Annotated in this window: 18 protein-coding genes and 1 pseudogene; 9 read left to right on the top strand and 10 right to left on the bottom strand. The window is 73.0% G+C overall.

Annotated features, from left to right (window positions below; genetic code table 11):
• The first annotated feature begins 112 nt into the window (after positions 1–112).
• From ACIA8N_RS22805 to ACIA8N_RS22790, 4 genes and pseudogenes are all read left to right on the top strand, one after another.
• Entirely contained in the window at positions 113–457 is a 345-nt protein-coding gene (locus tag ACIA8N_RS22805) for a DUF3040 domain-containing protein (RefSeq protein WP_365779044.1), read from the top strand.
• Positions 458–546: 89 nt separating this feature from the next.
• Positions 547–993, top strand: a pseudogene (locus ACIA8N_RS22800) (SRPBCC family protein); the annotation flags it as partial.
• Positions 994–1216: 223 nt separating this feature from the next.
• On the top strand, positions 1217–1579 hold the full coding sequence (locus ACIA8N_RS22795) for an STAS domain-containing protein (RefSeq protein ID WP_365779041.1): 363 nt from the start codon (positions 1217–1219) through the stop codon (positions 1577–1579).
• A 180-nt stretch (positions 1580–1759) separates the two neighbouring features.
• Positions 1760–4783 (top strand): HAMP domain-containing protein, encoded by a 3024-nt coding sequence (locus ACIA8N_RS22790; protein WP_365779039.1) that lies wholly within the window; start codon positions 1760–1762, stop codon positions 4781–4783.
• 37 nt (positions 4784–4820) lie between these two features.
• Here the strand turns inward: ACIA8N_RS22790 and ACIA8N_RS22785 are convergent, their stop codons facing one another.
• From ACIA8N_RS22785 to ACIA8N_RS22770, 4 genes are all read right to left on the bottom strand, one after another.
• A complete protein-coding gene (locus ACIA8N_RS22785) occupies positions 4821–7103 on the bottom strand; it encodes a SpoIIE family protein phosphatase (RefSeq protein WP_365779036.1) in 2283 nt (760 codons plus the stop codon).
• A 163-nt stretch (positions 7104–7266) separates the two neighbouring features.
• A complete protein-coding gene (gene katG / locus ACIA8N_RS22780) occupies positions 7267–9456 on the bottom strand; it encodes a catalase/peroxidase HPI (protein WP_365779034.1) in 2190 nt (729 codons plus the stop codon).
• Between the two features lie 188 nt (positions 9457–9644).
• Positions 9645–11222 carry a mucoidy inhibitor MuiA family protein gene (locus tag ACIA8N_RS22775; RefSeq protein ID WP_365779032.1) on the bottom strand — a complete coding sequence of 526 codons (1578 nt, stop codon included), beginning with the start codon at positions 11220–11222 and terminating at the stop codon, positions 9645–9647.
• Positions 11223–11230: 8 nt separating this feature from the next.
• The gene (locus ACIA8N_RS22770; protein WP_365779030.1) at positions 11231–13318 is read right to left on the bottom strand and encodes a DUF4139 domain-containing protein; all 2088 of its coding nucleotides are present in this window, start codon (positions 13316–13318) and stop codon (positions 11231–11233) included.
• Positions 13319–13571: 253 nt separating this feature from the next.
• On the opposite strand from ACIA8N_RS22770, the gene ACIA8N_RS22765 reads away from it, so the two are divergent.
• Together ACIA8N_RS22765 and ACIA8N_RS22760 are read left to right on the top strand one after the other, a co-directional pair.
• Entirely contained in the window at positions 13572–15050 is a 1479-nt protein-coding gene (locus ACIA8N_RS22765) for a glutamate-cysteine ligase family protein (protein WP_365779028.1), read from the top strand.
• Between the two features lie 126 nt (positions 15051–15176).
• Positions 15177–16022, top strand: coding sequence for an SDR family NAD(P)-dependent oxidoreductase (locus ACIA8N_RS22760; protein WP_399416760.1), 846 nt, complete (start codon positions 15177–15179; stop codon positions 16020–16022).
• A 90-nt stretch (positions 16023–16112) separates the two neighbouring features.
• On the opposite strand, the gene ACIA8N_RS22755 is transcribed toward ACIA8N_RS22760, so the two are convergent.
• From ACIA8N_RS22755 to ACIA8N_RS22745, 3 genes are all read right to left on the bottom strand, one after another.
• The gene (locus tag ACIA8N_RS22755) at positions 16113–17030 is read right to left on the bottom strand and encodes a S1 family peptidase (protein ID WP_365779024.1); all 918 of its coding nucleotides are present in this window, start codon (positions 17028–17030) and stop codon (positions 16113–16115) included.
• Positions 17031–17539: 509 nt separating this feature from the next.
• Positions 17540–18706 carry a serine hydrolase domain-containing protein gene (locus ACIA8N_RS22750; protein WP_365779022.1) on the bottom strand — a complete coding sequence of 389 codons (1167 nt, stop codon included), beginning with the start codon at positions 18704–18706 and terminating at the stop codon, positions 17540–17542.
• A gap of 117 nt (positions 18707–18823) precedes the next feature.
• Positions 18824–19441, bottom strand: a complete 618-nt coding sequence (locus ACIA8N_RS22745) for a TOPRIM nucleotidyl transferase/hydrolase domain-containing protein (RefSeq protein WP_365779020.1) — start codon at positions 19439–19441, stop codon at positions 18824–18826.
• A 198-nt stretch (positions 19442–19639) separates the two neighbouring features.
• On the opposite strand from ACIA8N_RS22745, the gene ACIA8N_RS22740 reads away from it, so the two are divergent.
• On the top strand, positions 19640–20746 hold the full coding sequence (locus ACIA8N_RS22740) for a glutamate--cysteine ligase (protein ID WP_365779213.1): 1107 nt from the start codon (positions 19640–19642) through the stop codon (positions 20744–20746).
• A gap of 105 nt (positions 20747–20851) precedes the next feature.
• Positions 20852–21286 (top strand): DUF4383 domain-containing protein, encoded by a 435-nt coding sequence (locus ACIA8N_RS22735; protein ID WP_365779210.1) that lies wholly within the window; start codon positions 20852–20854, stop codon positions 21284–21286.
• Between the two features lie 40 nt (positions 21287–21326).
• On the opposite strand, the gene ACIA8N_RS22730 is transcribed toward ACIA8N_RS22735, so the two are convergent.
• Both ACIA8N_RS22730 and ACIA8N_RS22725 read right to left on the bottom strand, forming a co-directional pair.
• The gene (locus ACIA8N_RS22730; RefSeq protein ID WP_365779018.1) at positions 21327–21995 is read right to left on the bottom strand and encodes a hypothetical protein; all 669 of its coding nucleotides are present in this window, start codon (positions 21993–21995) and stop codon (positions 21327–21329) included.
• Between the two features lie 71 nt (positions 21996–22066).
• Positions 22067–22267, bottom strand: coding sequence for a hypothetical protein (locus tag ACIA8N_RS22725; protein ID WP_365779016.1), 201 nt, complete (start codon positions 22265–22267; stop codon positions 22067–22069).
• Positions 22268–22346: 79 nt separating this feature from the next.
• Between ACIA8N_RS22725 and ACIA8N_RS22720 the strand changes: the two genes are divergently transcribed.
• The gene (locus ACIA8N_RS22720; protein ID WP_365779014.1) at positions 22347–22850 is read left to right on the top strand and encodes a hypothetical protein; all 504 of its coding nucleotides are present in this window, start codon (positions 22347–22349) and stop codon (positions 22848–22850) included.
• Positions 22851–22881: 31 nt separating this feature from the next.
• Here ACIA8N_RS22720 and ACIA8N_RS22715 read toward each other — a convergent pair whose 3' ends face one another.
• Entirely contained in the window at positions 22882–23388 is a 507-nt protein-coding gene (locus ACIA8N_RS22715; protein WP_365779012.1) for a DinB family protein, read from the bottom strand.
• Positions 23389–23445 lie beyond the last annotated feature (57 nt).

The raw sequence follows: 23445 nt of genomic DNA, 5'->3' as shown, positions 1-23445 counted from the left end.
CGGTCCCGGCGGGCGGTGAAAGGACGGGGCGCGGCAACGGTTGAACCGGATCCGCCGGGGCAGCGGCGGGACAGGACAGGAGCCGGTCGGAGAACGGCGGGAGGTGTCCGCGATGGAAGAGGCCCGGCTCTCGGAACGAGAGCGACGCATCCTGGCGGAGATCGAGGAGCAGCTTGACCAGGACGAGACCCTCGCCCACCGGCTGCGCACGATGCGGCGCGGCCCCCGGCTTCCCCTCCGCCAGCCCTCCGCCGCCCGCCGCCGGATGACCGCCCTCGGTGTCGCCGCCCTCGGCGCCCTCAGCCTCACCCTGCTCGTGCTCGCCGTGGCCACCGAGGCGCCCCCGCTCATCTGGGCCTTCGCCGCCACCTGGGTGCTGACCCTCGTCACGCTGCTGCGCCTCGTCGTCCGCTGGTCGAAACGCGTGGCCGCGTCCCGCAAGGCGCCCGACGGCTGAGGCGGGGCCGCGACGCGGGATTACGAAGTCCCCCGGACGGGTAGCCGCGCAGCCGTCCGGTACTCCGGCTATCGAGGGAGATGACCGCGATGGTGCACGACACGATCAGGGTGGACGCGCCACTGCGCGAGGTCTACGACCAGTGGACGCAGTTCGAGGAGTTCCCCCGCTTCATGGGCGGCGTCGAGGAGGTCCGGCAGCTCGACGACCGGCACTGCCACTGGCGGACGCGCGTCGCCGGTGTGACCCGCGAGTTCGACACCGAGATCGTCGACCAGCTCCCCGACGAGCGGATCTCCTGGCGCACCGTCGGCGGAGACGTGAAGCAGAAGGGCGTCGTGACCTTCCAGCGCCTCGACGAGGCGCACACCGAGGTGACGCTGGCGATGGAACTCGAACCGGAGGGCATCGCCGAGAAGGCGGCGTCCGTCGTGGGCATGGTCGACAGTCGCGTCGGCAGCGACCTGCTCCGGTTCAAGGAGTTCATCGAGGAGCGTGACAGGGCGACCGGCGCCTGGCGCGGCCGGCTGCGGCCCGCCGGCGCGGAGGGCGCCCCGGAGGGCATGGACGCCACCGGCACCGCGGAGGCGACGGAGGGTTCCGCCATGCCGCCGTCCGACGGCCCGCCCGCTCCTCCGATCCGTCCGATGCCCCCCGTGGACCCGGGGCACCTGTGAGGCGTAAGGAGGCACGTGACCCATGCAGGGTGACAACGGAAGGGCGTATTTCGCGACGGAGAGCACCGGAACCGCATCTCACGTGACCGAACCGGAGGTGGCGGATCCGCTCACCGTACTCGTCCGGCTGGGCACCCCCTCGGGCACGGTCGTCCTCGTCCTCCAGGGAGAACTCGACTACGGCACTGCGGCGCCCCTGCGCGACGCCCTGGAGGGCCACGCGGGGGCCGACCGCGTCGTCGTCGACTGTTCGGGCCTGCGGTTCTGCGACTCGACCGGCCTCAACCTGCTGCTCAGGACCCGGCAGCGGATGCTGGACCACGGAGGGCGGCTCGACCTCGCCGGGCTGAGGCCATCGGTGGACCGGATGCTGGAGATCACCGGGGCCCGGACGGTCTTCCGCGTGTACGGGGACGCGGGCGAGGCCCTCGCGGCGGACGACTAGGGCCTCTCGTTCGGATCCAGCGAAAGACCCTAGGACCCGTCCTCACGGTTCCCCGGACGCGGGCCTGCGGAGGTCCACCGTCCGGTCCGGTCCTAGAGTGGACTCGTAGGGCACGACCGGGGGCGACGGCATGCCGGTCCCCGGCCCCAGGCGCGCACAGCCCCGTACGCGAGGTCATCCATGGCAGAGCGCAGAATGGTGCATCCCGGTGGTGAGACACCGCGGGTCCGGCAGTCCCCCCGCCTCCGGACCGGTCACGAGGGCGAAAGCGGGGGTGGTGAGAGCGGCGACGACGGGCTCCAGCGGCTGCTCTCCGGGCTGACCGCCGTACGGGACGGGGAACTGTCCGTACGCCTTCCCGAAGGCGCCGACGGCGTCATCGGCGAGATCGCCGCCGTCTACAACGACATGGTCGACCGGCTGTCCCTGCTCACCTCGGAGGTCACCCGCGTCGCCGGAGAGGTCGGCGGCCAGGGCCTCCTCGGCAGCCGGGTGCGCGAGGCGAGGGCCCGCGGCGTCTGGCAGGAGGTCACCACCGGCGTCAACACGATGGCCGACAACCTCACGTCCCAGGTGCGCGCCATCGCGCAGGTCGCCACCGCCGTCGCGCGCGGCGACCTCACGCAGAAGATCCGGGTGGACGCCCGCGGCGAGGTCCTGGAGCTCAAGGAGACCATCAACACCATGGTCGACCGGCTGTCCTCCTTCGCCGAGGAGGTCACCCGGGTGGCCCGCGAGGTCGGCACGGAGGGCAAGCTCGGCGGCCAGGCCACCGTCCGCGGTGTGTCCGGCACCTGGAAGGACCTCACCGACAACGTCAACTCCATGGCCGACAACCTGACCAACCAGGTGCGCAACATCGCCGAGGTCACCACCGCCGTCGCCCAGGGCGATCTGACCAGCCGGATCGACGTGTCCGCGCGCGGCGAGATCCTGCAGCTGAAGACCACCATCAACACCATGGTCGACCAGCTGTCGTCGTTCGCCGCAGAGGTGACCAGGGTGGCCCGCGAGGTGGGCACCGAGGGCAAGCTCGGAGGACAGGCCGAGGTCGAGGGCGTCTCCGGCACCTGGATGCGCCTCACCGAGAACGTCAACGAACTCGCCGGGAACCTCACCCGTCAGGTCCGGGCCATCGCCGAGGTCACCAGCGCCGTCGCCGAGGGCGACCTCACCCGCTCCATCACCGTCGACGCCCCCGGCGAGGTCGGCGACCTCCGAGACAACATCAACGCCATGGTGGAGTCCCTGCGCGCCACGACCCGGGCCAACGAGGAACAGGACTGGCTGCAGACCAACCTCGCCCGGATCACCGGCCTCCTCCAGGGAACCCGCGGCCTGCCCGAGCTGGCCGAGCTGGTCATGGCCGAGGTACCGCCGCTCGTCTCCGCCCAGTACGGCGCCTTCTTCGCAGCCGAGGAGGACGAACGCGGACCTGGCCTGGTCATGGCCGCCTCGTACGGGCTTCCCGACGCGACGGGGGACGGCGCACCACGCCGCTTCCGTCCCGGCGAGGGACTCGTGGGTCAGGCGGCGCGCGGCCGGTGCCCCCTGGTCGTCGACCCGGTGCCGCCCGGATACGTGACGGTCTCCTCCGGCGTCGGCTCCGCGGAGCCCCGGGCGCTGATCGTCCTCCCGGTCGTCGTCGAGGGTCAGGTCCTCGGCGCCGTCGAACTCGCCTCCCTGCAGCCCTTCACGAGCCTGCACCGCGACTTCCTCGACCGGTTCGTGGACAGCGCGGGGGCGGTCCTCAACTCCCTGGTCGCCAACCTGCGCACCGACGCGCTGCTCGGCCAGTCCCGCACCCTCGCCGACGAACTCCGCTCCCGTACAGAGGAGTTGCAGGCCCGACAGCGCGAACTCCAGCGCTCCAACGCCGAACTGCAGGAGAAGGCCGCACTCCTCGCCGACCGCAACAAGGACATCGAGTCCAAGAACCGGGTCATCGAACAGGCCCGGCAGGAGCTGGAGACCCGGGCCCAGCAGCTCTCGCGCACCTCCATGTACAAGTCCGAGTTCCTCGCCAACATGAGCCACGAACTCCGCACCCCGCTCAACAGCCTGCTCATCCTGGCCCGGCTGCTCACCCAGAACCCCGAAGGCAACCTGACACAGAAGCAGGTCGACTACGCCGAGGTCATCCACTCCGCCGGATCGGACCTGCTCCAGCTCATCGACGACATCCTGGACCTGTCCAAGGTCGAAGCCGGAAAGATGGAGGTCCGGCACGAGCCGTTCGCCATGTCCCAGCTCCTGGAGTACCTGGAGTCGACCTTCGGCCCGGTCGCGGACGAACGCGGTCTCGACTTCTCCGTGACCGTGGCGCCGGACGTGCCCCACCACCTCACCACCGACGAGGGAAGGCTTCGCCAGGTACTCCGCAACCTCCTCTCCAACGCGCTGAAGTTCACCGACACGGGCCGGGTCGACCTGACCGTCGCCCACACGCCGCCCGACGAGACCCCGGCCGCCCTGCGGGACGGCCCGCCCGTCCTCGCCTTCCGGGTCACCGACACCGGGGTCGGCATCGCCGCCGACCGCCTCCGCCACATCTTCGACGCCTTCCAGCAGGGCGACGGCACCACCGCCCGCCAGTACGGCGGAACCGGCCTCGGGCTCTCCATCAGCCGGGAGGTCGCCACCCTCCTCGGCGGCACGATCGAGGTCGAGAGCACGCCCGGCCGGGGCAGCACCTTCACCTTCCACCTTCCTGAGCGCGCGGGTCCCCGCACGCAGACCGCCAGCGCACCGCAGAACGGGCCGCAGGACCGCGGCGACGGCCTCGCTGACCCGGCCGCGGGCACCGACAGCCCGTACCCCCGGGGGAGCACCGTGCTCGTGGTCGACGACGACACCCGCAACGTGTACGCGCTCACCGAGGTCCTGGAGGCGCAGGGACTGCGGGTGCTGACCGCGGACGGAGGACGCCGGGGCATCGACCTGGTGGCCGCACACGAAGAGATCCGGCTGGTCCTGATGGACGTCATGATGGCCGGGACGGACGGCTACCGGGCGATCGAGGAGATCCGGCGGCTCCCGGGCCGGGCCGGCCTCCCGATCATCGTCGTCACCGCGAAGGCCATGCCGGGCGACCGCGCCGACGCCCTGGCGGCGGGCGCCGACGACTACCTCGCCAAGCCCGTCGACCAGGCGGACCTGCTCGTCAAGATCCGACAGCGCCTGACGAACCGCCCCCTCACCTGACGGCGGCCCCCGCTCACGCGTCCGTACCGGCCCCCGCTCACGCGTCCGTGCCCCGCAGCCGTACCGCCACCACGCTCGTGTCGTCGTCGGTGTCGCCGGTCACCATGCCGAGCAGGCCGTCCACCAGTTGCTCCGGGTTCTCCACGGCGGCCAGCTCCTCCGCCGCCGCGACCAGCCGCCCGAGCCCCGAGCCCAGGCCGTCGTGACGCCGCTCCACCAGGCCGTCGGTGTACAGCAGCAGGGTGTCCCCGGGCCGCAGCGCGGTCCTGCGCTCCTGGTACCTCGACGAGGGCACGGCGCCCAGGAGGATGTCCTGCGGCGGGTCGAGCAGCGTCGCCCGGCCGTCCCTGATCAGCAGCAGGGGCAGGTGCCCCGCGCTCGACCACACGAGATCGCCGTCCCCGGGGTCGTACAGCGCGCACAGTGCCGTCGCCGTGCTCCCGCCGCCCGTCCGCAGCGTGACCTCGTTGAGCCATCCGAGAAGCTGCCCGGGGCCGCGACCGGTGAACGCGAGCGCCCGCTGCGCGTTCCGCAGGGCGACCATGCCGGTGACGGAGTCGATCCCGTGCCCGGCGATGTCACCGACGGCCACCAGGACCTTGCCGCTAGGCAGCGGCAGCACGTCGTACCAGTCGCCGCCCACCTGGTACTCCTCGGCCGCCGGCCGGTACCGGACGGCCACCACGAGGCCGCCCGGCAGCTCCTGGACGGCGGGGACCTCGGGGACGATCGCCTGCTGGAGCTGGAGGGCCAGCTGATGACGCACGTCCGCCTGGTCCCGGACGGCGGTGAGGTGGTCGAAGGTCGCCGTCAGGGCCAGTTCGGTGCGTCGGCTCGCCGACACGTCCTGGTACACCCCGACACAGCCGGTGACCGTCTCCCCTTCGAGCAGCGGCTCCGCCGCCACCCGGACATGCCGCACCGACCCGTCGGGAAGCAGCACCCTCAGCACCGTCTGGGCGCCGGCCCTGCGTTCCGTCAGCGTCGAGAGCAGCCGGGTGAGCGCTTCCCCGTCGTCCTTGTGGAGCCGCCCGCGCAGCGCCAGGATCGGCACCGGCGGGTCGCTCCGCCTCATCCCGAAGATCCCGTACGCCTGCTCGGACCACACCGTCTCGCCCCCGTCCAGGCTGTCCTGGAACGTGGCGACGGTCTGCAGCCTCGCGACCGCCCGGCCCATCGCGAGCCGCGGGTCGCCCGTGGTGTGCCAGAGGACCGTGGACAGGCCCGCGCCGACGGGCAGCACCCGCACGTCCAGGAGCGGTGGGGGCGGCTCTCCGGGCCCGGCGTGGGCGGCCACCGGCAGCCGGGGGGCGTGCTGGGGACGCCGGGAGTGGGTGGCCCTCCGTACCAGTCGGGCCAGCTCCCGGTGGCCCAGCGGGAAGGCACGGGGCAGGGACCGGTTGTCGGTGGGAAGGGGACCGCCGATCGCGGCGACGGCCTCCTCGTTGAGGTGTTCCACCACCGGCTCCCCGGTGGTGGCGTCGGTCCGCAGGAGTGCCGCCGGGTGACTCAGGGCGTCGAGGATGTCCACGAGGACCGGGGGTCCGGGCTCGGGGGAGTCCGGGCCGTCGAGGACCGTGCTCGCGACCGTCATCAGCCGGGTGACGGCCCGCCGCGTCCGGGTGTCGAACTCCGTGGGCCCGGGCCAGCCGACCAGGGCGAGGCCGCTCGTCACGCCCCGCCGCCGCAGCGGCACCAGCGCGCGGGCCGCGTCGGCCGAGGCTCCCGGCAGCGCGACGGGGTCGGCCGGACCCGTGTCCAGCCACAGGGGCGCGTTCTCGGCGAGGACGGTACGGATGGGGCTCGGGGCCGCGGGAGGGATTCCGCGCCAGGCCGCAGCCTCCGTCGCGGAGACGCCCGCGTACCCGGCGAGCCGCAGATGCCCGGCCTCGCAGCACCGCCACAGCCACAGACTGTCCGCGCCGAGGGGGGCGAGGCCGCCCTCCAGGAGCGTGCGGGCCGCCTCGCCGACGCTGTCCGCCGTCTCGGCGGCGGCGGCCGTGCGGCGGAGCCGGCGGGCGGGGAGAGGCGTGGACCCGACGGGGGCGACGCGCGGCTCGCGGGGCAGGGCGACGGCGTTCACGATGTCGGCGGCGAGGTCCTCGGGCGAGGTGCCCGTGGCGCGGGCGAGCTCCGCCAGATGGTCGGCCGCGTCGGTGGTGGACTGCCTCAGCTGGGCGGAGAGCATCCCGGTGGCGAGATCGATCAGATGGTGGCGCGCCATGGCCTGGCGAAGGCGCCTGTTCTCCGCGGCGAGCCCGGCGAAGCCGGACGCCGTACCGGCGGTGTACGCCCCTGGGTGACCCCCGGAAACCGTCACGGCGACCTCCGATCCGCCCTGGCGTGGACCGACGTCTGGAGTAGGCGCGCGCACGCGTTCCGGTGCACGCACGCGCATTCGTAGTCTACGTGCGGATCGTCCGGGAAGCGGGGGAGACGCCCGGCCGGACACGGCCTGGACGGGCGTCCCCCGGACCGCGGGCTCAGGCCAGGTCGAACCGGTCGAGGTTCATGACCTTGTCCCACGCCGCCACGAAGTCCCGTACGAACTTCTCGTCCGCGTCCCGGGACGCGTAGACCTCCGCGAGGGCACGGAGCTGGGAGTGCGAACCGAAGACGAGGTCGACGGCGGTGGCGGTCCACCTGACCTCACCCGTGGCCCGGTCCCTGCCCTCGAACACGTTCTCCGTGGCGGCCGACGGCTTCCACTCCGTGCCCATGTCCAGCAGGTGCACGAAGAAGTCGTTCGTCAGCGTCCCCGGCCGGTCGGTGAACACGCCCTCCCGGGAACCGCCGAAGCCGGCGTCCAGCGCCCGCATGCCGCCGACCAGCACGGTCATCTCGGGAGCGGTCAGCGTGAGCAGGTTGGCCCGGTCGAGCAGGAGCGTCTCGGGCGACAGCTTCTCGCCCGCCCTGAGGTAGTTGCGGAACCCGTCCGCCCTCGGTTCGAGGACGGCGAACGACTCCACGTCGGTCTGCTCCTGCGAGGCGTCCGTGCGCCCCGGCGAGAACGGCACCGTGATGTCGTGCCCGGCGTTCCGCGCGGCCTGCTCGACGGCCGCGCAGCCGCCGAGCACGATCAGGTCGGCGAGCGAGACCCTCACCCCGTCGGTGCGGGAGCCGTCGAACTCCTGCCGGAGCCCGTCGAGGACCCGCACGGTCTCGGTCACCTCGGGCAGGTCGTTGACCTCCCAGTCCTTCTGCGGCGCGAGCCGGATCCGTGCCCCGTTGGCGCCGCCGCGCTTGTCGGTGCCGCGGAAGCTCGCCGCCGACGCCCACGCGGTGGTCACCAGCCGGGTGGCGGAGAGCCCGGAGGCGAGGATCCTGCCCTTGAGGTCGGCGACGTCCGCGTCCGAGACCAGCGCGTGGTCGACGGCGGGGACCGGGTCCTGCCACAGCTGCGGCTCGGGGATCCACGGGCCGAGGTACCGCGAGATCGGCCCCATGTCGCGGTGCAGCAGCTTGTACCAGGCCTTGGCGAACGCCTCCGCGAGCCTGTCCGGGTTCTCGTGGAAGCTCTTCGCGATCGGACCGTAGACGGGATCCAGCTTCAGCGCGAGGTCCGTCGTCAGCATCATCGGAGCGTGCCGCCTCGACGGATCGTGGGCGTCGGGCACGGTGTCCCGCGCCGACGGGTCCGTCGGGGTCCACTGCTTCGCCCCGGCCGGGCTCGTCGTCAGCTCCCAGTCGTACCGGAACAGGTTGTCCAGGTACCCGTTGTCCCACTTCGTCGGCTCGGAGGTCCACGCCCCTTCGAGGCCGCTGGTGAGGGCGTCCCCGCCGGTGCCGGCGCCGCACGTGTTCCGCCAGCCGATGCCCTGCGCCTCGATCGGCGCCGCCTCCGGCTCGGGACCGATGCAGGAGGCGTCGACCGCGCCGTGGCACTTGCCGAACGTGTGGCCGCCGATGATGAGAGCGGCCGTCTCCTCGTCGTTCATCGCCATGCGGCCGAACGTCTCGCGAATGTCCCGGGCGGCCGCGAGCGGATCCGGATTGCCGTTGGGGCCCTCCGGATTGACGTAGATCAGGCCCATCTGCACGGCGCCGAAAGGACCGGTGAGTTCCCGGTCGCCGCTGTAGCGCTCGTCTCCGAGCCAGGTGTCCTCGGGACCCCAGAAAACCTCCTCGGGTTCCCAGATGTCCTCGCGTCCGAAACCGAATCCGAACGTCTTGAATCCCATGGATTCCATGGCGCAGTTTCCGGCGAACACCAGGAGATCGGCCCAGGAGACCTTCCGGCCGTACTTCTGCTTGACCGGCCAGAGGAGCCGGCGTGCCTTGTCGAGGCTCGCGTTGTCCGGCCAGCTGTTGAGCGGGGCGAAACGCTGGGCTCCCGAGCCGCCGCCGCCCCGGCCGTCCTCGATGCGGTACGTGCCCGCCGCGTGCCAGCTCATCCGGATGAAGAGCGGCCCGTAGTGACCGTAGTCGGCCGGCCACCAGTCCTGGGACGCCGTCATCACATCGAAGACGTCCCGCTTCAGCGCGTCGACGTCGAGGGTCGCGAACTCCGCCGCGTAGTCGAAGTCCTCGTCCATGGGATCGGCCTGGGGCGAATGCTGGTGGAGGACCTGGAGGTCCAGCTGATTCGGCCACCAGTCACGATTCGTCCTGGGGCGACTCGGCGTGGGGGTGGGGGAGGGGATTGCCGGGTTCTCGCTTTCGCTGCCGGACACGTCCGTCCTTCTTTCCTGTCGCGGTGTTTCCGTCCGCCGGCCGCCCGATTCTCGACGTCGTCCGCGTTTCCGGGTCGAGAAACAGGCGAGTCGGCGTCCGTATGGTCGCGCACCGCACACCGCACCACGGAGAGAACACGCAGGGCACCCTCCGCGTAAAGAGAACACCGGGGGCGCCGCCGCCCGGATCAGAGCCCGGTGACCTTGCCGCTCGCCGACAGCTCGTAGACCAGGGTGACCGTGCGGCGACCGCCGGGCGGAAGGGCGACGTCCCAGCGGACGACACCGTCGGCGTCCACCGCGTCGGGCACCGGGGAGCAGGCCTCCTTGCGAAGACGCACCTCCACCGCCGACACCTCGGACACCGGGATCCGCTCCCGCAGGACGACCACCCGTTCGCCGCGCTCCCCCGGGGCGGAGAACCGGGACACGTGCAGCCGCACCGTGCGGGTGACCACCGTCCGCTGGGTGATCCCGGCGGACTCCCGGGACTCCTCGGTCTCCCGGACGACCCGGTGGTCGTCCCGGCTGCCGAAGGCCAGCTCGACCGGGGTGCCGGGAGGGGCGAACTCCAGCGTGCCGCGGCCGCTGAAGCCGCTGCCGCGGACCAGGTCCACGGGCCCGGCGAGCAGCACATGGCCGGACAGGTTGTCGAACCGCACCACCTGGGTGACCAGCGCGGACACCTCGGGCGAGCAGGCGTACTCGCTGCTCGCGACCGTCGTGAACGCGGAGAGCGGCACCCGGTGGGCGCGCCCGTCCGAAGGCACGGAGACCGGTGCCGGCGCGTGCAGCACCCGCGTCTCGCCGCCGTCGTCCACCCCCGGAAGCCCGAGTACCGGGGCGGGGCCGAGGTCCCCGATCGCCTCCTCGCGCAGCTGGACGTCGACCGTGCGCCGCTCCTCGCCCGTGCGTTCCTTGAGCGTCAGCCGGTCCTCGGCGAGCCGCGGCGGATCGGTGGCGAGCGCCGACCGGGCCGTCGACAGCGCCAGCCGTACGCCCGACCAGTCCTCGCCCGTCCGCTGCCAGACCATCGCGTCGGTCTCCAGGGACAGCGCGTCGCCGTCCAGCACGGCCCGGTAGGCGGGCCGCCACAGCGCACACGGGACGAGGTGCCTCAGGCGCAGCCCGACCGGCCCGGCGACCGGGGACTCCACGGTCAGCTCGATGTGGCCGAGCAGTTCGGCGGGCTCCTCCTCGGTGAGCTCCATGGCCCGCTGGACCGCGCCGAGTTCGGCGGCCAGCGTGGTCAGCCGTGCGTCCACGGTACGGAGCCGCTCGCCGTACGTGTCGCGTTCGGCGTCCACCCGGTCCAGTTCACGGGCCCAGCGGGGCCCCTCGGTCTCCCCGTGGCCGGCGCCCTCGCCGATCTCCCGCAGCACGTCGGCGGCGAGACGGCCGAGAAGGTCCAGGCGGGCCCGCAGCCGGTCGCGCCGCTGCTCCAGGACGAGCCGTTCCTCCTCCAGGGCGTGCGCCCGGTGGCGCAGGGCGGAGTCGTCGTCGGCCGGCGGCCGGGGCCCCCGCGGCGTCCAGCCGCGGACGACGCGCACGTCGAGCACGGTGGCCGGGTGGTCGGAGTCCAGCTCGGCATGGAGGGTGCGGTCGACGGTCAGTGCGCTGACCGGTCCGAGGCGCAGCCGCCGGACCCCAGCCTCCAGATCGAGGACGACGGCACGCTCGACGTGGGCGCGGTCCTCCAGACAGGTGACGGCGGTGACGGGGACGGCGATGACGGGGGCGGCGATCGTCTTCGAGGCCGTGGACATTATGGGTCTCAGCTCCTGCGGTTGCCGCCGACCAGGGCTTTGCCGGCCGGGATGCGGATCTCGTAGCCGCCGTCGAGGGCGACGGTGCCGCCTGCGGGCAGTTCCACCCGCCAGACGCGGGTGCCAGGGGCGTGCCGCTCGGCCCCCGCGCCCTCCGCGGGTGCCGTCCAGTCCGACCGCTCCTCGATGCGGACGTCGGGCTCGGAGGCGACGGGAACCCGCTCGCGGACCTCGACGGTGGCGGGCCGCGCGAGACGGTTCGCCAGTTCGACGTGGACGCGTTGGTCGAGCACGGTGATGTGGTTGCGCAGGCCCGCGGTCGACTCGCGCAGGTTCGTACGGCGGGTGACCCGGATGCCCTCCGCGGGCCCGAGCCCCACCCGGCGGACGCCGCCGGGCGCGAGCGTGGGCAGCGCGGCGGTCAGCAGGAAGTCGTCGTCGACGGTGACCTCCACCGGGCCGGCGAGCAGGGCCTGGTCGGTGGCGTTGGAGAGGACGAGCGTCGCGTAGACCGTCTCCTCGACGGACGGCACACAGAGGTACTCGGTGCGCAGGCCGACGGGGATCTCGGTGACGGTGACGGTGTGCCAGGTGCCGTCCGAGGGAACGTCGGCGCGGGCGGCGGCGTCGAAACGGTGGTCGAAAGACCCCGCCGACTCACGGGGCCGCACGGCGTGCCCCGGCAGCGGCAGCGTGGCCACCGTCTCCGCGCGACGCCGGTACTCGGCCGCCACCGCGTCGAGGGACGACGCGGGGAACAGACGGCCCCTGCGGCCGGCCTGCTCGTCGGGGCCGCTGAGGACCAGCGAGCCGTAGTCGAGTTCGGCGCCGCTCGGCCGCGGCGGACAGGCTGCCGGAGGCGGTGACGGCGGTGCGGGCGGTGCCACGGCGGAGCCGGGAGGGGCGGGGGCCATGGGGGCGGGCGCCGCCGCCCGCGAGCGCGGCGCGGCACCGGCCGCGGAACCCGGCCGGCCGGGCGCTCGCGGTGCGACGCCGGTGGGCGGAGGCGGCGCGCCGTAACTCGGCGCGGGCGGCGGGGGCCCGCCGTAGCCGGCCGGAGGCGGCGGGGGAACCTGGCCGTACGCGATGCCCTCCGGTACGGCCCCGGCGGCGGCGCCCGGGGCAGCGGGGCGTACGGGGCGGGGACCGGCCGACGCGTACCCGGTGAACAGGTCGGCGAGCCCCGCCGGGGGCTCGCGCCAGCCGGACGGCGCGGGGGCGGCCTGGCGCCGTCCGATCCGGAGCGAGCGGAGCCTCGGCAGATCGGTGCGGCGTTCGAGATCGGCGGTGGCCAGGGCGACGCGTACGCCGGTCCAGTCCTCGCCGGTGCGCTGGGCGACCGAGGCGCGCAGCACCAGACGGCCGCTGTCTTCGCCCTGACGGTGGGTGAGACGGTAGGCCGGGACCCACACGGCGCCCGGCACCCCGTACTCAAGCTCCACCTCGACCTCCGCGTCAGCGGTGCCGGTGGGAGTGCCGGTGAGGGTCAGGAGCGCGGACACCGTGGTGTCCACGTGTGCCGAGGGCGCGTCGGTGGAGGCGCGGGCGAGCCTGTCCGCGGCGACGGACAGTTCGTGCTCCGCGTGCCGCAGCTCCTCCTCCAGTTCGACGAGACGCGTGTGCAGTACGGCAAGCCGCTCGTCGACGAAGTCGGCGAGCGCGAGCCAGGCGTCGACCGGGGTGCGGCGGTGCGGGTCCTCGCGCTTGCGGTTCGGCGGCACGGGGTGCAGCCCGCTGATCTCGGCGATCAGACCCAGCTGCCGGTCCCGGCGGCCCCGGGCCGCCTCGGACACGTCGCGCAGCCGCCGGACCTCACGTGCGTCCGGCACGCCGGCGGCGGCCCTGTCGGTACCGGCGGTGGTGGCGAGCGGCTCCGCCTCGGCTTCCACCCGGGCCTCGGTGACCCGGACCCCTGACGCGCCCAGGACACGGGCCCGCAGTGAGCCCGGATCGAGCGAGCGGGGCAGCCCCGTCACCCGCACGCGGCCGTCCCGCGGCACAGTGCCCCGTGCCAGCCGGTGGCAGACCGCGCCCCGCGCGTACACCACGACCGCGTCGAGGGTCGATCCCCACCTCTGCGCCGTCTCAGCCGTCATCCGTTCCGCCCCCGCCCCGCCGGCCCTTCTGATCCTTGCCGGGCGAAGCCTACGCCCGAGCGGCCGCGCGGCGGCAGGTCCGGGGTGCGGGGCAGGTGTACGGGCCCGGGACACGGGCTGGGGCACGAGCCCGGACACGCGCTGGGATACGGGCCGGGATACGGGGCGGGTGAGCGCTTCGGTGGTTCAGGCGCCCCAGGAGTGGGACGCTGAAGGCAGAGGGGTCCGTGCCGACGAGCTGCGGGAGGGACCGATGGGACGTGACGTCCCGGCGCTGGAGTTCACCCGTGACGACCGCCGCCGGTTCCGCGACAAGGTACGCACGTGCCTCGACGTGTTCGCGCGGATGCTGCGGGAGTCCCGGTTCGACTTCGAGCGGCCCCAGGTCGGTCTGGAGATCGAACTGAACCTCGTGGACGCGGACGCCGAGCCCGCCATGCGCAGCACGGACGTCCTGGAGGCGATCGCCGATCCGTCCTGGGCCACCGAGCTCGGCCGGTTCAACCTGGAGATCAACGTCGAGCCCAGGCTCCTCTCGGCGGGCGGTCCCGACTCCTGGGAGCAGGAGATCCGCGCCGCGCTCAACCACGCCGAGGAGAAGGCCGCGGCGATCGGCGCCCACCTGGTGATGATCGGCATCCTGCCGACCCTTGAACTGAAGGACGTGGGGCCGGAGTCGCTCTCCGAGAACCCCCGCTACCACCTGCTGAACGAGCAGATCTTCGCCGCACGGGGAGAGGACCTGCTGATCGCGGTGGACGGCGTGGAGCGACTGCGGACCTACGCGGAGACGATCACGCCGGAGGCGGCGTGCACCAGCACCCAGTTCCATCTGCAGGTGGCGCCCGAGGAGTTCGCCGACTACTGGAACGCCGCGCAGGCCGTCGCCGGGGTACAGGTGGCCCTGGCGGCGAACTCCCCGTTCCTGTTCGGCAAGGAACTGTGGCGGGAGACGCGCATCCCGCTGTTCGAACAGGCCACCGACACCCGGCCGGACGAGATCAAGGTGCAGGGCGTACGGCCGCGGGTGTGGTTCGGCGAGCGGTGGATCACCTCCGTCTTCGACCTCTTCGAGGAGAACGCGCGCTACTTCCCCGCGCTGCTGCCCGTCTGCGACGACGAGGACCCGGTGCAGACGCTCGCTGCCGGCGGGATCCCCGGCCTCGCCGAACTCACCTTGCACAACGGGACGGTGTACCGCTGGAACCGCCCCGTGTACGCCGTCGTCGACGGCGTCCCGCATCTGCGGGTGGAGAACCGGGTGCTGCCCGCCGGCCCCACGGTGGCCGACGTGCTCGCGAACGGTGCCTTCTACTACGGACTCGTCCGCGCCCTGGTCGACGAGGACCGGCCCGTCTGGTCCCGGATGTCGTTCGCCGCGGCGGAGGAGAACCTGCACACCGCCGCACGGCACGGAATCGACGCGCATCTGTACTGGCCGGGCATGGGCGAGGTCCCGGTGACCGAACTGGTGCTGCGGCGCCTGCTGCCCCTGGCGGACCGCGGCCTCGAACGGATGGGCCTGGACGCGGGCCGGCGGGAGCCGCTGCTCGGCGTCATCGAGCAGCGGTGCGTCAGCGGCCGCAACGGCGCGGTGTGGCAGTCCGAGATGTTCCACCACCTGCACGACGTCGTCCACGCGGACCGGCACCAGGCGCTGCGCCGGATGACCCGGCAGTACATCGAGTACATGCACCTGAACGCTCCGGCGCACACCTGGCCGGTCGACTGAACCGCCGGTTCCGCCGGTTCCGCCGGTCCCGCCGGTTCCGCCGGTCCCGGCAGTGCCCGGCGGTGCCTGGTGGTGCCAACACCAGGACCCGTTCCCGCTCCCCAGCGGGCCGGCGCCCCGGCCAGGATGGCCGGCATGAACGCACGTACGGCACAGACCGTCCTGATCACCGGCGCGACCCAGGGACTCGGGCGCGGCATCGCGCTGGACCTCGCCGCACGGGGCCGCACCGTCCTGCTGCACGGCAGGGACCCCGACCGCCTCGGAGCGACCGCGGAGGAGGTACGGGCACGGGCCCCGCACACCGAGGTCAGGACCTACCTCGCCGACCTCGGTGACCTGGACCAGGTCCGCGCGATGGCCGACCGGCTGCGCGCGACCGAGACCCGGCTCGACGCGCTCGTGAACAACGCGGTGGCCGGCGGCGGAGCCGAACCGCTCAGGCGGGAACGGAGCGCCCAAGGGTACGAACTGCGCTTCGCCGTGAACCACTTGGCGCCCTACGTCCTCACCCGGGCGCTCCTGCCCCTGCTCACGGCCTCGGCGCCCGCCCGCGTCGTCAACGTCGCCTCCATCGGGCAGGAGCGCATCGACTTCGACGACGTCATGCTGGAGGAGGGGTACGAGGGGCTGCGGGCCTACTGTCGCAGCAAACTGGCGATGATCATGACGAGCTTCGAGCTCGCGGCCGAACTCGACGGCACGGGAGTCACCGTCAACACCCTTCATCCCGCCCATCTGATGGACACCCGTGGAGTGCGCGAGTACGGGCTCACCCCGGTCGTGGCGATCGAGGAGGGGGTGCGGCCGACCGTGCGCCTCGTGACGGACCCCGACCTGGCGCGGACCACCGGCCGGTACTTCGACCGGTTCACGGACGCCCGCGCGCACGAGCAGGCCTATGACGCGGAGGCCCGCAGGCGGCTCATGGAACTGACGGACAGGCTCGTCGGCGTCGGCGCGAGCGCCTGACGCACGGCGTGCGACGACAGGGCTGGCGGCCCCCGAGGGGGACCGCCGGCCTGTCTGTGGCTCCGGGGGAAAGGACTGGAGCCGGAAGGGCTAGAAGACGCTCACGCCGTACGCGCTCAGGGCCTCGGTCACCGGCTGGAAGAACGTGGTCCCGCCGCTGGAGCAGTTGCCGCTGCCGCCGGAGGTGAGGCCGAGCGCGGTGGTGCCGGAGAAGAGCGCGCCGCCGCTGTCGCCGGGCTCGGCGCAGACGTTGGTCTGGATCATGCCGTAGACGATGTCGCCACCGCCGTAGTTGACGGTCGCGTTGAGCCCGGTGACCGTTCCGCTCCGCAGACCGGTGGTGCTGCCGCTGCGCTGCACGGACTGGCCCACGGAGGCGTTGGCCGCGCCGGTGATGTCGCGGTAGCTGCCGTTGTAGAGGTAGACCCGGCCGTCCGCCGCCGAGGCGTTGGAGTGGCGGATGATGCCGTAGTCGTTGGTCGGGAAGCTGGTACCGGCGCGGGTGCCGAGCACCGTGGTGTTGGCCGAGTTGGTGTACCAGGTGCTGCCGATGTTGGTGCAGTGACCCGCGGTCAGGGCGTAGTACGTCGTGCCGCTGCGGACGTTGAAGCCGAGCGAGCAGCGCCCGCCGCCCGCGTAGATGGCCTGGCCGCCCGCGATGAGCTTGTTGAACGTGCCGGGCGTGCGCTTGATCTCCAGGGCGGAGGCGCGGTCGCCGGCCGCCTTCTTGATCTTGGCGATCTCGGCGGCGGAGACGGTGGAGTCGGCGGTGAGGACGATCTTCCCGGTCGCCTGGTCGGTGTACCACGCGGTGCCGGGCACATCGGCTCCGCGTACGGCCTGGTCGGCGGCGGCGAGTTGGGCGGTGGTGGCCCGGCCGTCCGCCGCGCTGGCCGCGGACGAACTGGGGACGGCAAGCGCTGAGGCGGCGAGCAGCGCGGACGCCACGGCCACGAGCCGTGCGCCCTTGGCCGCGCCGCCGAGGGGGGACAGACGCTTGAGGTTCACTGGATCCTCCGGTGGGGGAGCGGGGGAATCGCTGGGTGGGCGATCCCTTCGGTGCGGAGCGGACAGGTGCGGGACGGAGGGGTAGTCCGCCATGGACCTGTCAAACCCGACAGGGGGAATCCTCGGACCCCGGCGACCTCCGCGGCAAGAACGCCTTTCGGCCGCTCTACGCGCGTTCAGATGGCCTGTCGTCGGCGGCGTGCGGATCGCTCTCGTCGCGCGGGCCGTGTCCCGCGCGAGGAGACGCCCTCGCGCAAACGCTTACGGGAATTTGCTGACGCCCTTTCAGAGGCCTTGCGGTGCTGGCGGGCGACCCGGCGGACGGAGCCCCGAAGCACTCTCCGGGGAGTAGCGGGCGCACAGTTCCGGGCGTCGGCCCCAGGGCTGAGGATGCCCCCGCCGTGACCGGAGGCGAGGTCGTCCGGAGACGGCGGCGGAAGCGGGGGCACCCCCTCAATGCCGGAATCGTGCCCTCCGTCCCCGTCGGCCGGGTGTCCGGTTCCCGTCGGTCAGAGCGCCGCGTACACGGCGTCGACGAGAGCCTTCTTGCGGGGATCGTCCGCGATGCCGGGACCCATCCGGTTCATCACGTACCCCAGGGAAAGGCCTGACTCAGGGTCCGCGAGGCCGCAGGAGCCGCCGAAGCCGTCATGACCGAAGGCGCGCGGATTCGGGCCGTACGAGGCGTTGGGCCCGCTGAGCCAGAGGCCGAGGGCGCACTCGGTGTCGTGGGCGAAACCCGCGCCCAGGACCAGGTCCCGGCCGGACCCCTGCCCCTCGCGGGCCCGTTCCACGGCCGCCTCGGACAGGATCCGGTGCTCGCCCGACCGGCCGCGCCCGGCGAATACGCCGTACAGCCGGGCGACCGCGCGCGCCGTTCCGTGACCGTTGGCCGCCGGCAGCTCCGCCGCGCGCCACTCGGGGCTGTTGGCCTGCGCGGCGCCCACGAGCGGATTGGCCAGCGCGGCCTGTGCCGCGGGCTCCAGCTGGGCGAAGGCCGCGGCCCGCGCACTCGTCGACGAGGCGCGGGGGTGGACGAGTTCCGCCGCCCGGCCCGCCTCCTCCTCCGGGAGCCCGATGGTGAAGTCGATGCCGAGGGGGCCGGTGATCTCGTCGCGGAGGAAGGCGCCGGGCAGCCGTCCCGTGATGCGCCGGATCACCTCGCCGACCAGGAAGCCGTACGTCATGGCGTGGTAGCCCGAGCGGGTGCCGGGCTCCCACCACGGCTCCGTCGCCGCGAGCCGGGCGGTCGTCACCCCCCAGTCGTAGAACTCCGCGAGCGAGAGCGGCTCGCGCAGGCCGGCGAGGCCGGCGCGGTGGGACAGCAGATGGCGTACGGGCAGCGTCTCCTTGCCCGCCGCGGCGAACTCCGGCCAGTACGAGGCGACCGGCGCGTCCAGGTCGAGCAGCCCGCGGTCCGCGAGCAGGTGCGCGCAGAGGGCGGTCACGCCCTTGGTCGTGGACCAGACGTTGACCACGGTGTCGCGCTCCCAGCGGCGCGTACGGGCGGCGTCCGCCCAGCCGCCCCACAGGTCGACCACGGTCTCGCCGTGCAGCTCGACGGTGACGGCGGCCCCCAGCTCCGCGAGCGTACGGAAGTTGGCCTCGAAGGCCTCCCGTACGGCGGTGAAGCGAGGGTCGCAGTGGCCGTCGATCACGGCCTCGGGCTCGGGCATGTGGTCCTCCGGATGCTCAGCGGTCGCGAGCAACATACCGACTGGTCGGATCGGAGGGAAGGGAGGGGAGGGGGCGTCGACCGCGCGGTCCGTGGCGGCCGCCCTCCGGCGGCGGCGTCACAGGCTCGCGAAGAGTTCGTCCAGCGGCGCCGGGACCTGGCCGGGCGCTAGAGCCTCCACCAGCAGCAGGCCGTAGCGGATCTTGCGGCCCTTCTTCGTCCCCAGGAAGCGACGCAGCTGCTGGTGCCGGGGGCGATCGTGCTGCGCGGGCTGGCGCAGGAAGGTCTGCCAGGCCCGCAGGTCCCCCTCCGCCCGGATGATCTCCTCGACCCGCGCCGTGCCCAGCGCGCGGATGAGCTCGTCCTCCAGGTCCGCCACGCACACGAAGAACCCACCGGACGACGCCCCGGCCCGGCGCAGCGCACGGTCGTAGTAGCGCTGCTCGCGCTCGTCGCACAGACCCGTCAGGCGCAGGCCGAGACCGGACGTCCCGAGCAGATCGGCGTAGCGGCCCACGCTCATCGCCCCGCCCATCGACAGCACGCCCACGCCCTCGGCGGCCAGGTCCCGGCCGCGCAGCGCCGCCAGGGCCTCGACGGCCGCGAGGTCACTGCGCCCCTCCAGGAGCACCGCCGTCCGCAGCCCCAGCCGCACCGCCGACTCGTCCGCCGGACCGCCGGGGCCGCCGGCCGCCCAGCGGTCGACCGCGTCCCGGAACGCCCACATGTCCACCATGGGGCGAGTCTCCACGTCAACGGAGCGCGCCACCACGGAATAACCGGGGGACCGGTCGCCGACACCAGGGCGGGACGCGTCACGCGCGCGGAAGTGGGCATACGCGTGACGTCCCTGTCCCGACCCGCGCGCGGCCTCCCCCCGGAGCGCCGAACGGCGGGGCGGGGCGCCCGATGTCGTACAGGAGCGTCCATGCGCATGCCAGGAGTCCGCACGGTAGGAGTCGAGGAGGAGCTCATACTCGTCGACGCCCGGACGGGCGAACCCATCGCCGTTTCGTCGGCGGTACTGGCCTCCGCGGCGCTGCGCGGGGAGGAGGCGGGGGAGGTCTTCGAGAAGGAGCTGCACCAGGAGCAGCTGGAGTTCGCCACCCGGCCGATGACGGACATGGGCGAACTCCGGCAGGAGATCGTCCGCTGGCGGGGCGAGGCGCAGCGGTACGCCCGGGAGGCCGGCGCGCTCGTCGCCGCCCTCGCCACCTCGCCGCTCCCCGTGGAGCCGTCCCGCCACCTGGGCGTCAGGTACCGGTGGATGGCCGAGCAGTTCGCCCTCACCACCCGGGAACAGCTCACATGCGGGTGCCACGTCCACGTGGCCGTGGAATCCGACGACGAAGGCATCGCCGTCCTCGACCGGATCCGTCCCTGGCTGTACCTCCTGAACGCGCTCAGCGGGAACTCGCCGTTCTGGCAGGGGCAGGACAGCGGCTACAGCAGCTACCGCAGCCGGGTGTGGAACCGATGGCCCTCCGCGGGCCCCTACGAGCTCTTCGGCAGCGCGGAGCGGTACCACGAACAGGTGGAGGCGATGCTCGCCACCGGCGTCCTGCGCGACCCCGGGATGATCTACTTCGACGCCCGTCTGTCCTCCAGCTATCCGACGGTCGAGATCCGGGTCGCCGACGTCTGCCTCGAACCGGACACGACCGTGCTCGTCGCCACCCTCGCACGCGGCCTCGTGGAGACCGCCGCCCGCGCCTGGCGGAGCGGCGGGACACCGGCCCGCGTCTCCGCCGGCCTCCTGCGGCTGGCCTCCTGGCGCGCCGCCCGGTCAGGGCTCCGGGGGCCGCTCGTCCACCCGGTCACCCTGCGGGAGACCTCCCCCGAGGAGGCGTTCGACGCCCTCGTCCGGCACACCGAGGAGGCGCTGCGGGACTCCGGTGACCTCGACGGGGTACGGCGGGGAATCGCCACCCACCTGACCCGCGGCGGCGGGGCGGACCGCCAGCGCGCGCTGCGGGCGGAGGGCCTCAGCCTCGGCGAGGTGGTGCGGACGTGCGCCCACATCACCACGGCCGCCCGGTGAGGCGGGCCGCAGGGCGACAGAGGGGTGCCGGCCAGGGATGAAGCGCGTGCGCCGGGGAAGTCGCCGACGTGTGCCCCCCGATCAGGAACAGGTGGTTCGATCATGATGACGACACACCGTGCGGGGCTCGCGCGGACGCCGGTGCAGTCGGCCGCACTGCTGGTCGGGGCCGTCTTCCTGCTGGTGGGCGTCCTGGGATTCATACCCGGTGTCACCACGGACTACGACAGCATGGAGTTCGCCGAGCACCACTCCGGAGCCGAGCTGTTCGGCGTCTTCCAGGTGTCGGTCCTGCACAACCTCGTGCATCTCCTCTTCGGCGTCGCGGGCATCGCCATGTCCCGTGCCGCGTCCACGGCCCGGGCCTTCCTCATCGGAGGCGGCGTGGTGTACCTGGCGCTCTGGCTGTACGGCCTGATCATCGACCAGGACAGCGGGGCCAACTTCATACCGGTCAACACCGCGGACAACTGGCTGCACCTGGCACTGGGCCTGGGCATGGTCGCGCTCGGCCTCCTGCTCGGCCGACGCCGCGGGTGACGGTCCGATCCCCCGGCCCGCGTCCGGGGGATCGCCGCCCCTACGCCACGGGCACGCCGGGCCCTGCGAGGCCCGCGAGGACCAGGGCCCGCCCGATGGCCGGCGGGTCCAGCGGCTCGTCGTCGGGATCGGTGGAACACAACCGCCCAAGCAGCAGCGCCGGGTCCAGCCGCTGCGCCTCGGCGTCGGCGAGCAGTGCGTCCGCGCCCGGCCCGTCGACCGTGTCGTCGACGTACTCCGACAGCTCCCCCAGGACCCTGCCCCGGTCGACGAAGCCGCTCATGCCGCAGTCGAGACCGTCGTCGTGGAGGTCGTCGGGGTACGGCGCGCGGGCCCAGGTCCCGTTCTCGTACCAGTAGACGCAGCCGAGCTCGTACCCTTCGAGCCGGTCGCGCAGCTCGTCGTACGGAAGCCAGTCGGGGCCGCCCGCCAGCATGTCGATCGGCGTCTCGTGCCACTTCACGCCGCTCGACTCGTCCTCGCCGTACAGCACGAACCGGCCCTCGCCCATCCGGGACATGGTCCACCAGGTGCAGCCGCTGTCGTCGTAGTGCAGCCCCGAACCGTCGACCCAACGCCCGGTCCGGTACCCGCTCTTGCGCTGCTCCTCCTCGGTGGTCGCCGAGAGGGCGGCGAGCAGCGCCCAGCGCGCCCACAGCGCCTCGCCCGACGGAAGGTCATCCGGAAGTCCCGGACGGTGAATGGTCATGTGGTCGCCCCGTGTGTGGTCGTGTGTTCGGTGATCGCGGGACACACTAAGACATCGCGGTGCGCGCGCCGTCAAAGGTCGGCGAGGGCGGCGAGGTGTTCCCGGGCTTCGGTGAGGCGACCGGGGTCGGCTGCCGCGCCGAGGTCCACGCACCGGGTGAAGACGTCCCCGGCCTCGTCGCGGTGCCCGGCGGCCGGCAGGAGCGGGCGGACCTGGGCCTCGTCGCGGGCGTTGTCCAGCACCAGCAGGCAGCGCCGTTGGGCCGGCACCATTCGGGAGTTCCTTCGGTCGGCCCGGTGTCCGTGGTCGACGCCATGGTTCCCCGCCATGGGGTTCTCGGGGTCTTTCATCGTGGCGCGAGCCGGTCGGCCGCTGACGGAGTCGGTGGCGATGGGGGGCGCGGACTGCGTGCCGCTCGGGTGGGCGTGTGAGGGCGGGTGGCAGGCCCTGCGGCTGTATCCCCTCGCGGATCCGGACCCTTCGATCGTCCGTGAGACGGGTGGTTCCGTCCTGGTCTCTCATGTGGTCGACAGCGGCTTCGCGACGGTTCAGGCGGCGGGTGCCGACGGCCGTTCGTGGCAGTGTGCTCTGTCGCCGGAGATGGCGCGGGACCACGGACTGCCCGCTGAGTGGATCGGCGACGCGGCCGAAGTGGCCGGGCGAGCCGCGGCCTGGGCTCGGGAGGCCGGTCTCCGGCCGGATCCGGTGGCGCTCCGGGCCGCCCTGGTGGCCGAGTGCGATCCGCTGGCGGAGGACCTGGTCCTCGCGCTCCTGCATGCCCTGGGGTTCCGGTTCCGGTTCAGCGAGGAGGCCGATGGAGCCGACACGGCCGGCCTCGAAAGGCCGGCCGTGTGACAACCGCCGACGCTTCCGGCGGGACGCGGTCTCAGGCGCCGGTCGTGCCGTCCAGCAACTCCCGCAGGATGTCCAGGTGGCCGTTGTGGCGGGCCGTCTCCTCGGTGAGGTGGAGGAGGATCCAGCGCAGGTCGACGTGGCGGCCCTCGCGGCCGGCCCTCTTGGCCTGGGTGTCCAGGCCGTTCCCGGCGACGAGTTCGCGGTAGCGGGCGCTCTGTTCCGCGTATTCGTCGAGGAGCTGCGGGAGCGGGAAGTCGACGGCGACGCGCATCTCGCGGTCGGGGTCCTCATCGGTCCAGGGTCCCTCGTCCTCCTCGCCGAGGAAGACCACCTGGAACCAGTAGTACTCGACCCAGCGGAGGTGGTTGATCAATCCGCTCATGGTCATCAGGGGCGAGCCCGGAAGGACCGCCTTGCGGGCGTTCTCCGCGGAGACGCCCTCGCACTTCACGCGGGCGGTGTCACGTGCGTAGTCGAGGAACGTGGTGAGCTGGGTGCGCTCGTCCCACGCGGTCGGTGTGTCATCGATTCTGGTCATCGCGTGCACCCTCCCTGATCACCGCGACCGGTGTCGACACATTTATCGACGAGCTCG

The sequence above is a fragment of the Streptomyces sp. NPDC051822 genome, from assembly GCF_044452745.1.
Classification (GTDB): Bacteria; Actinomycetota; Actinomycetes; order Streptomycetales; family Streptomycetaceae; genus Streptomyces.
This window is presented reverse-complemented; position numbering and strand designations above follow the sequence as displayed.

Bases quoted from the DNA above. Each gene is read 5' to 3' on its own strand.
- ACIA8N_RS22750 (WP_365779022.1), bottom strand. From the start codon at position 18,706: ATGCCCGAGCCCGAGGCCGTGATCGACGGCCACTGCGACCCTCGCTTC.
- ACIA8N_RS22760 (WP_399416760.1), top strand. From the start codon at position 15,177: ATGGCCGGCATGAACGCACGTACGGCACAGACCGTCCTGATCACCGGC.
- ACIA8N_RS22765 (WP_365779028.1), top strand. From the start codon at position 13,572: ATGGGACGTGACGTCCCGGCGCTGGAGTTCACCCGTGACGACCGCCGC.
- ACIA8N_RS22770 (WP_365779030.1), bottom strand. From the start codon at position 13,318: ATGACGGCTGAGACGGCGCAGAGGTGGGGATCGACCCTCGACGCGGTC.
- ACIA8N_RS22725 (WP_365779016.1), bottom strand. From the start codon at position 22,267: ATGGTGCCGGCCCAACGGCGCTGCCTGCTGGTGCTGGACAACGCCCGC.
- ACIA8N_RS22735 (WP_365779210.1), top strand. From the start codon at position 20,852: ATGACGACACACCGTGCGGGGCTCGCGCGGACGCCGGTGCAGTCGGCC.
- ACIA8N_RS22745 (WP_365779020.1), bottom strand. From the start codon at position 19,441: ATGGTGGACATGTGGGCGTTCCGGGACGCGGTCGACCGCTGGGCGGCC.
- ACIA8N_RS22775 (WP_365779032.1), bottom strand. From the start codon at position 11,222: ATGTCCACGGCCTCGAAGACGATCGCCGCCCCCGTCATCGCCGTCCCC.
- ACIA8N_RS22805 (WP_365779044.1), top strand. From the start codon at position 113: ATGGAAGAGGCCCGGCTCTCGGAACGAGAGCGACGCATCCTGGCGGAG.
- ACIA8N_RS22790 (WP_365779039.1), top strand. From the start codon at position 1,760: ATGGCAGAGCGCAGAATGGTGCATCCCGGTGGTGAGACACCGCGGGTC.
- ACIA8N_RS22715 (WP_365779012.1), bottom strand. From the start codon at position 23,388: ATGACCAGAATCGATGACACACCGACCGCGTGGGACGAGCGCACCCAG.
- ACIA8N_RS22730 (WP_365779018.1), bottom strand. From the start codon at position 21,995: ATGACCATTCACCGTCCGGGACTTCCGGATGACCTTCCGTCGGGCGAG.
- ACIA8N_RS22740 (WP_365779213.1), top strand. From the start codon at position 19,640: ATGCCAGGAGTCCGCACGGTAGGAGTCGAGGAGGAGCTCATACTCGTC.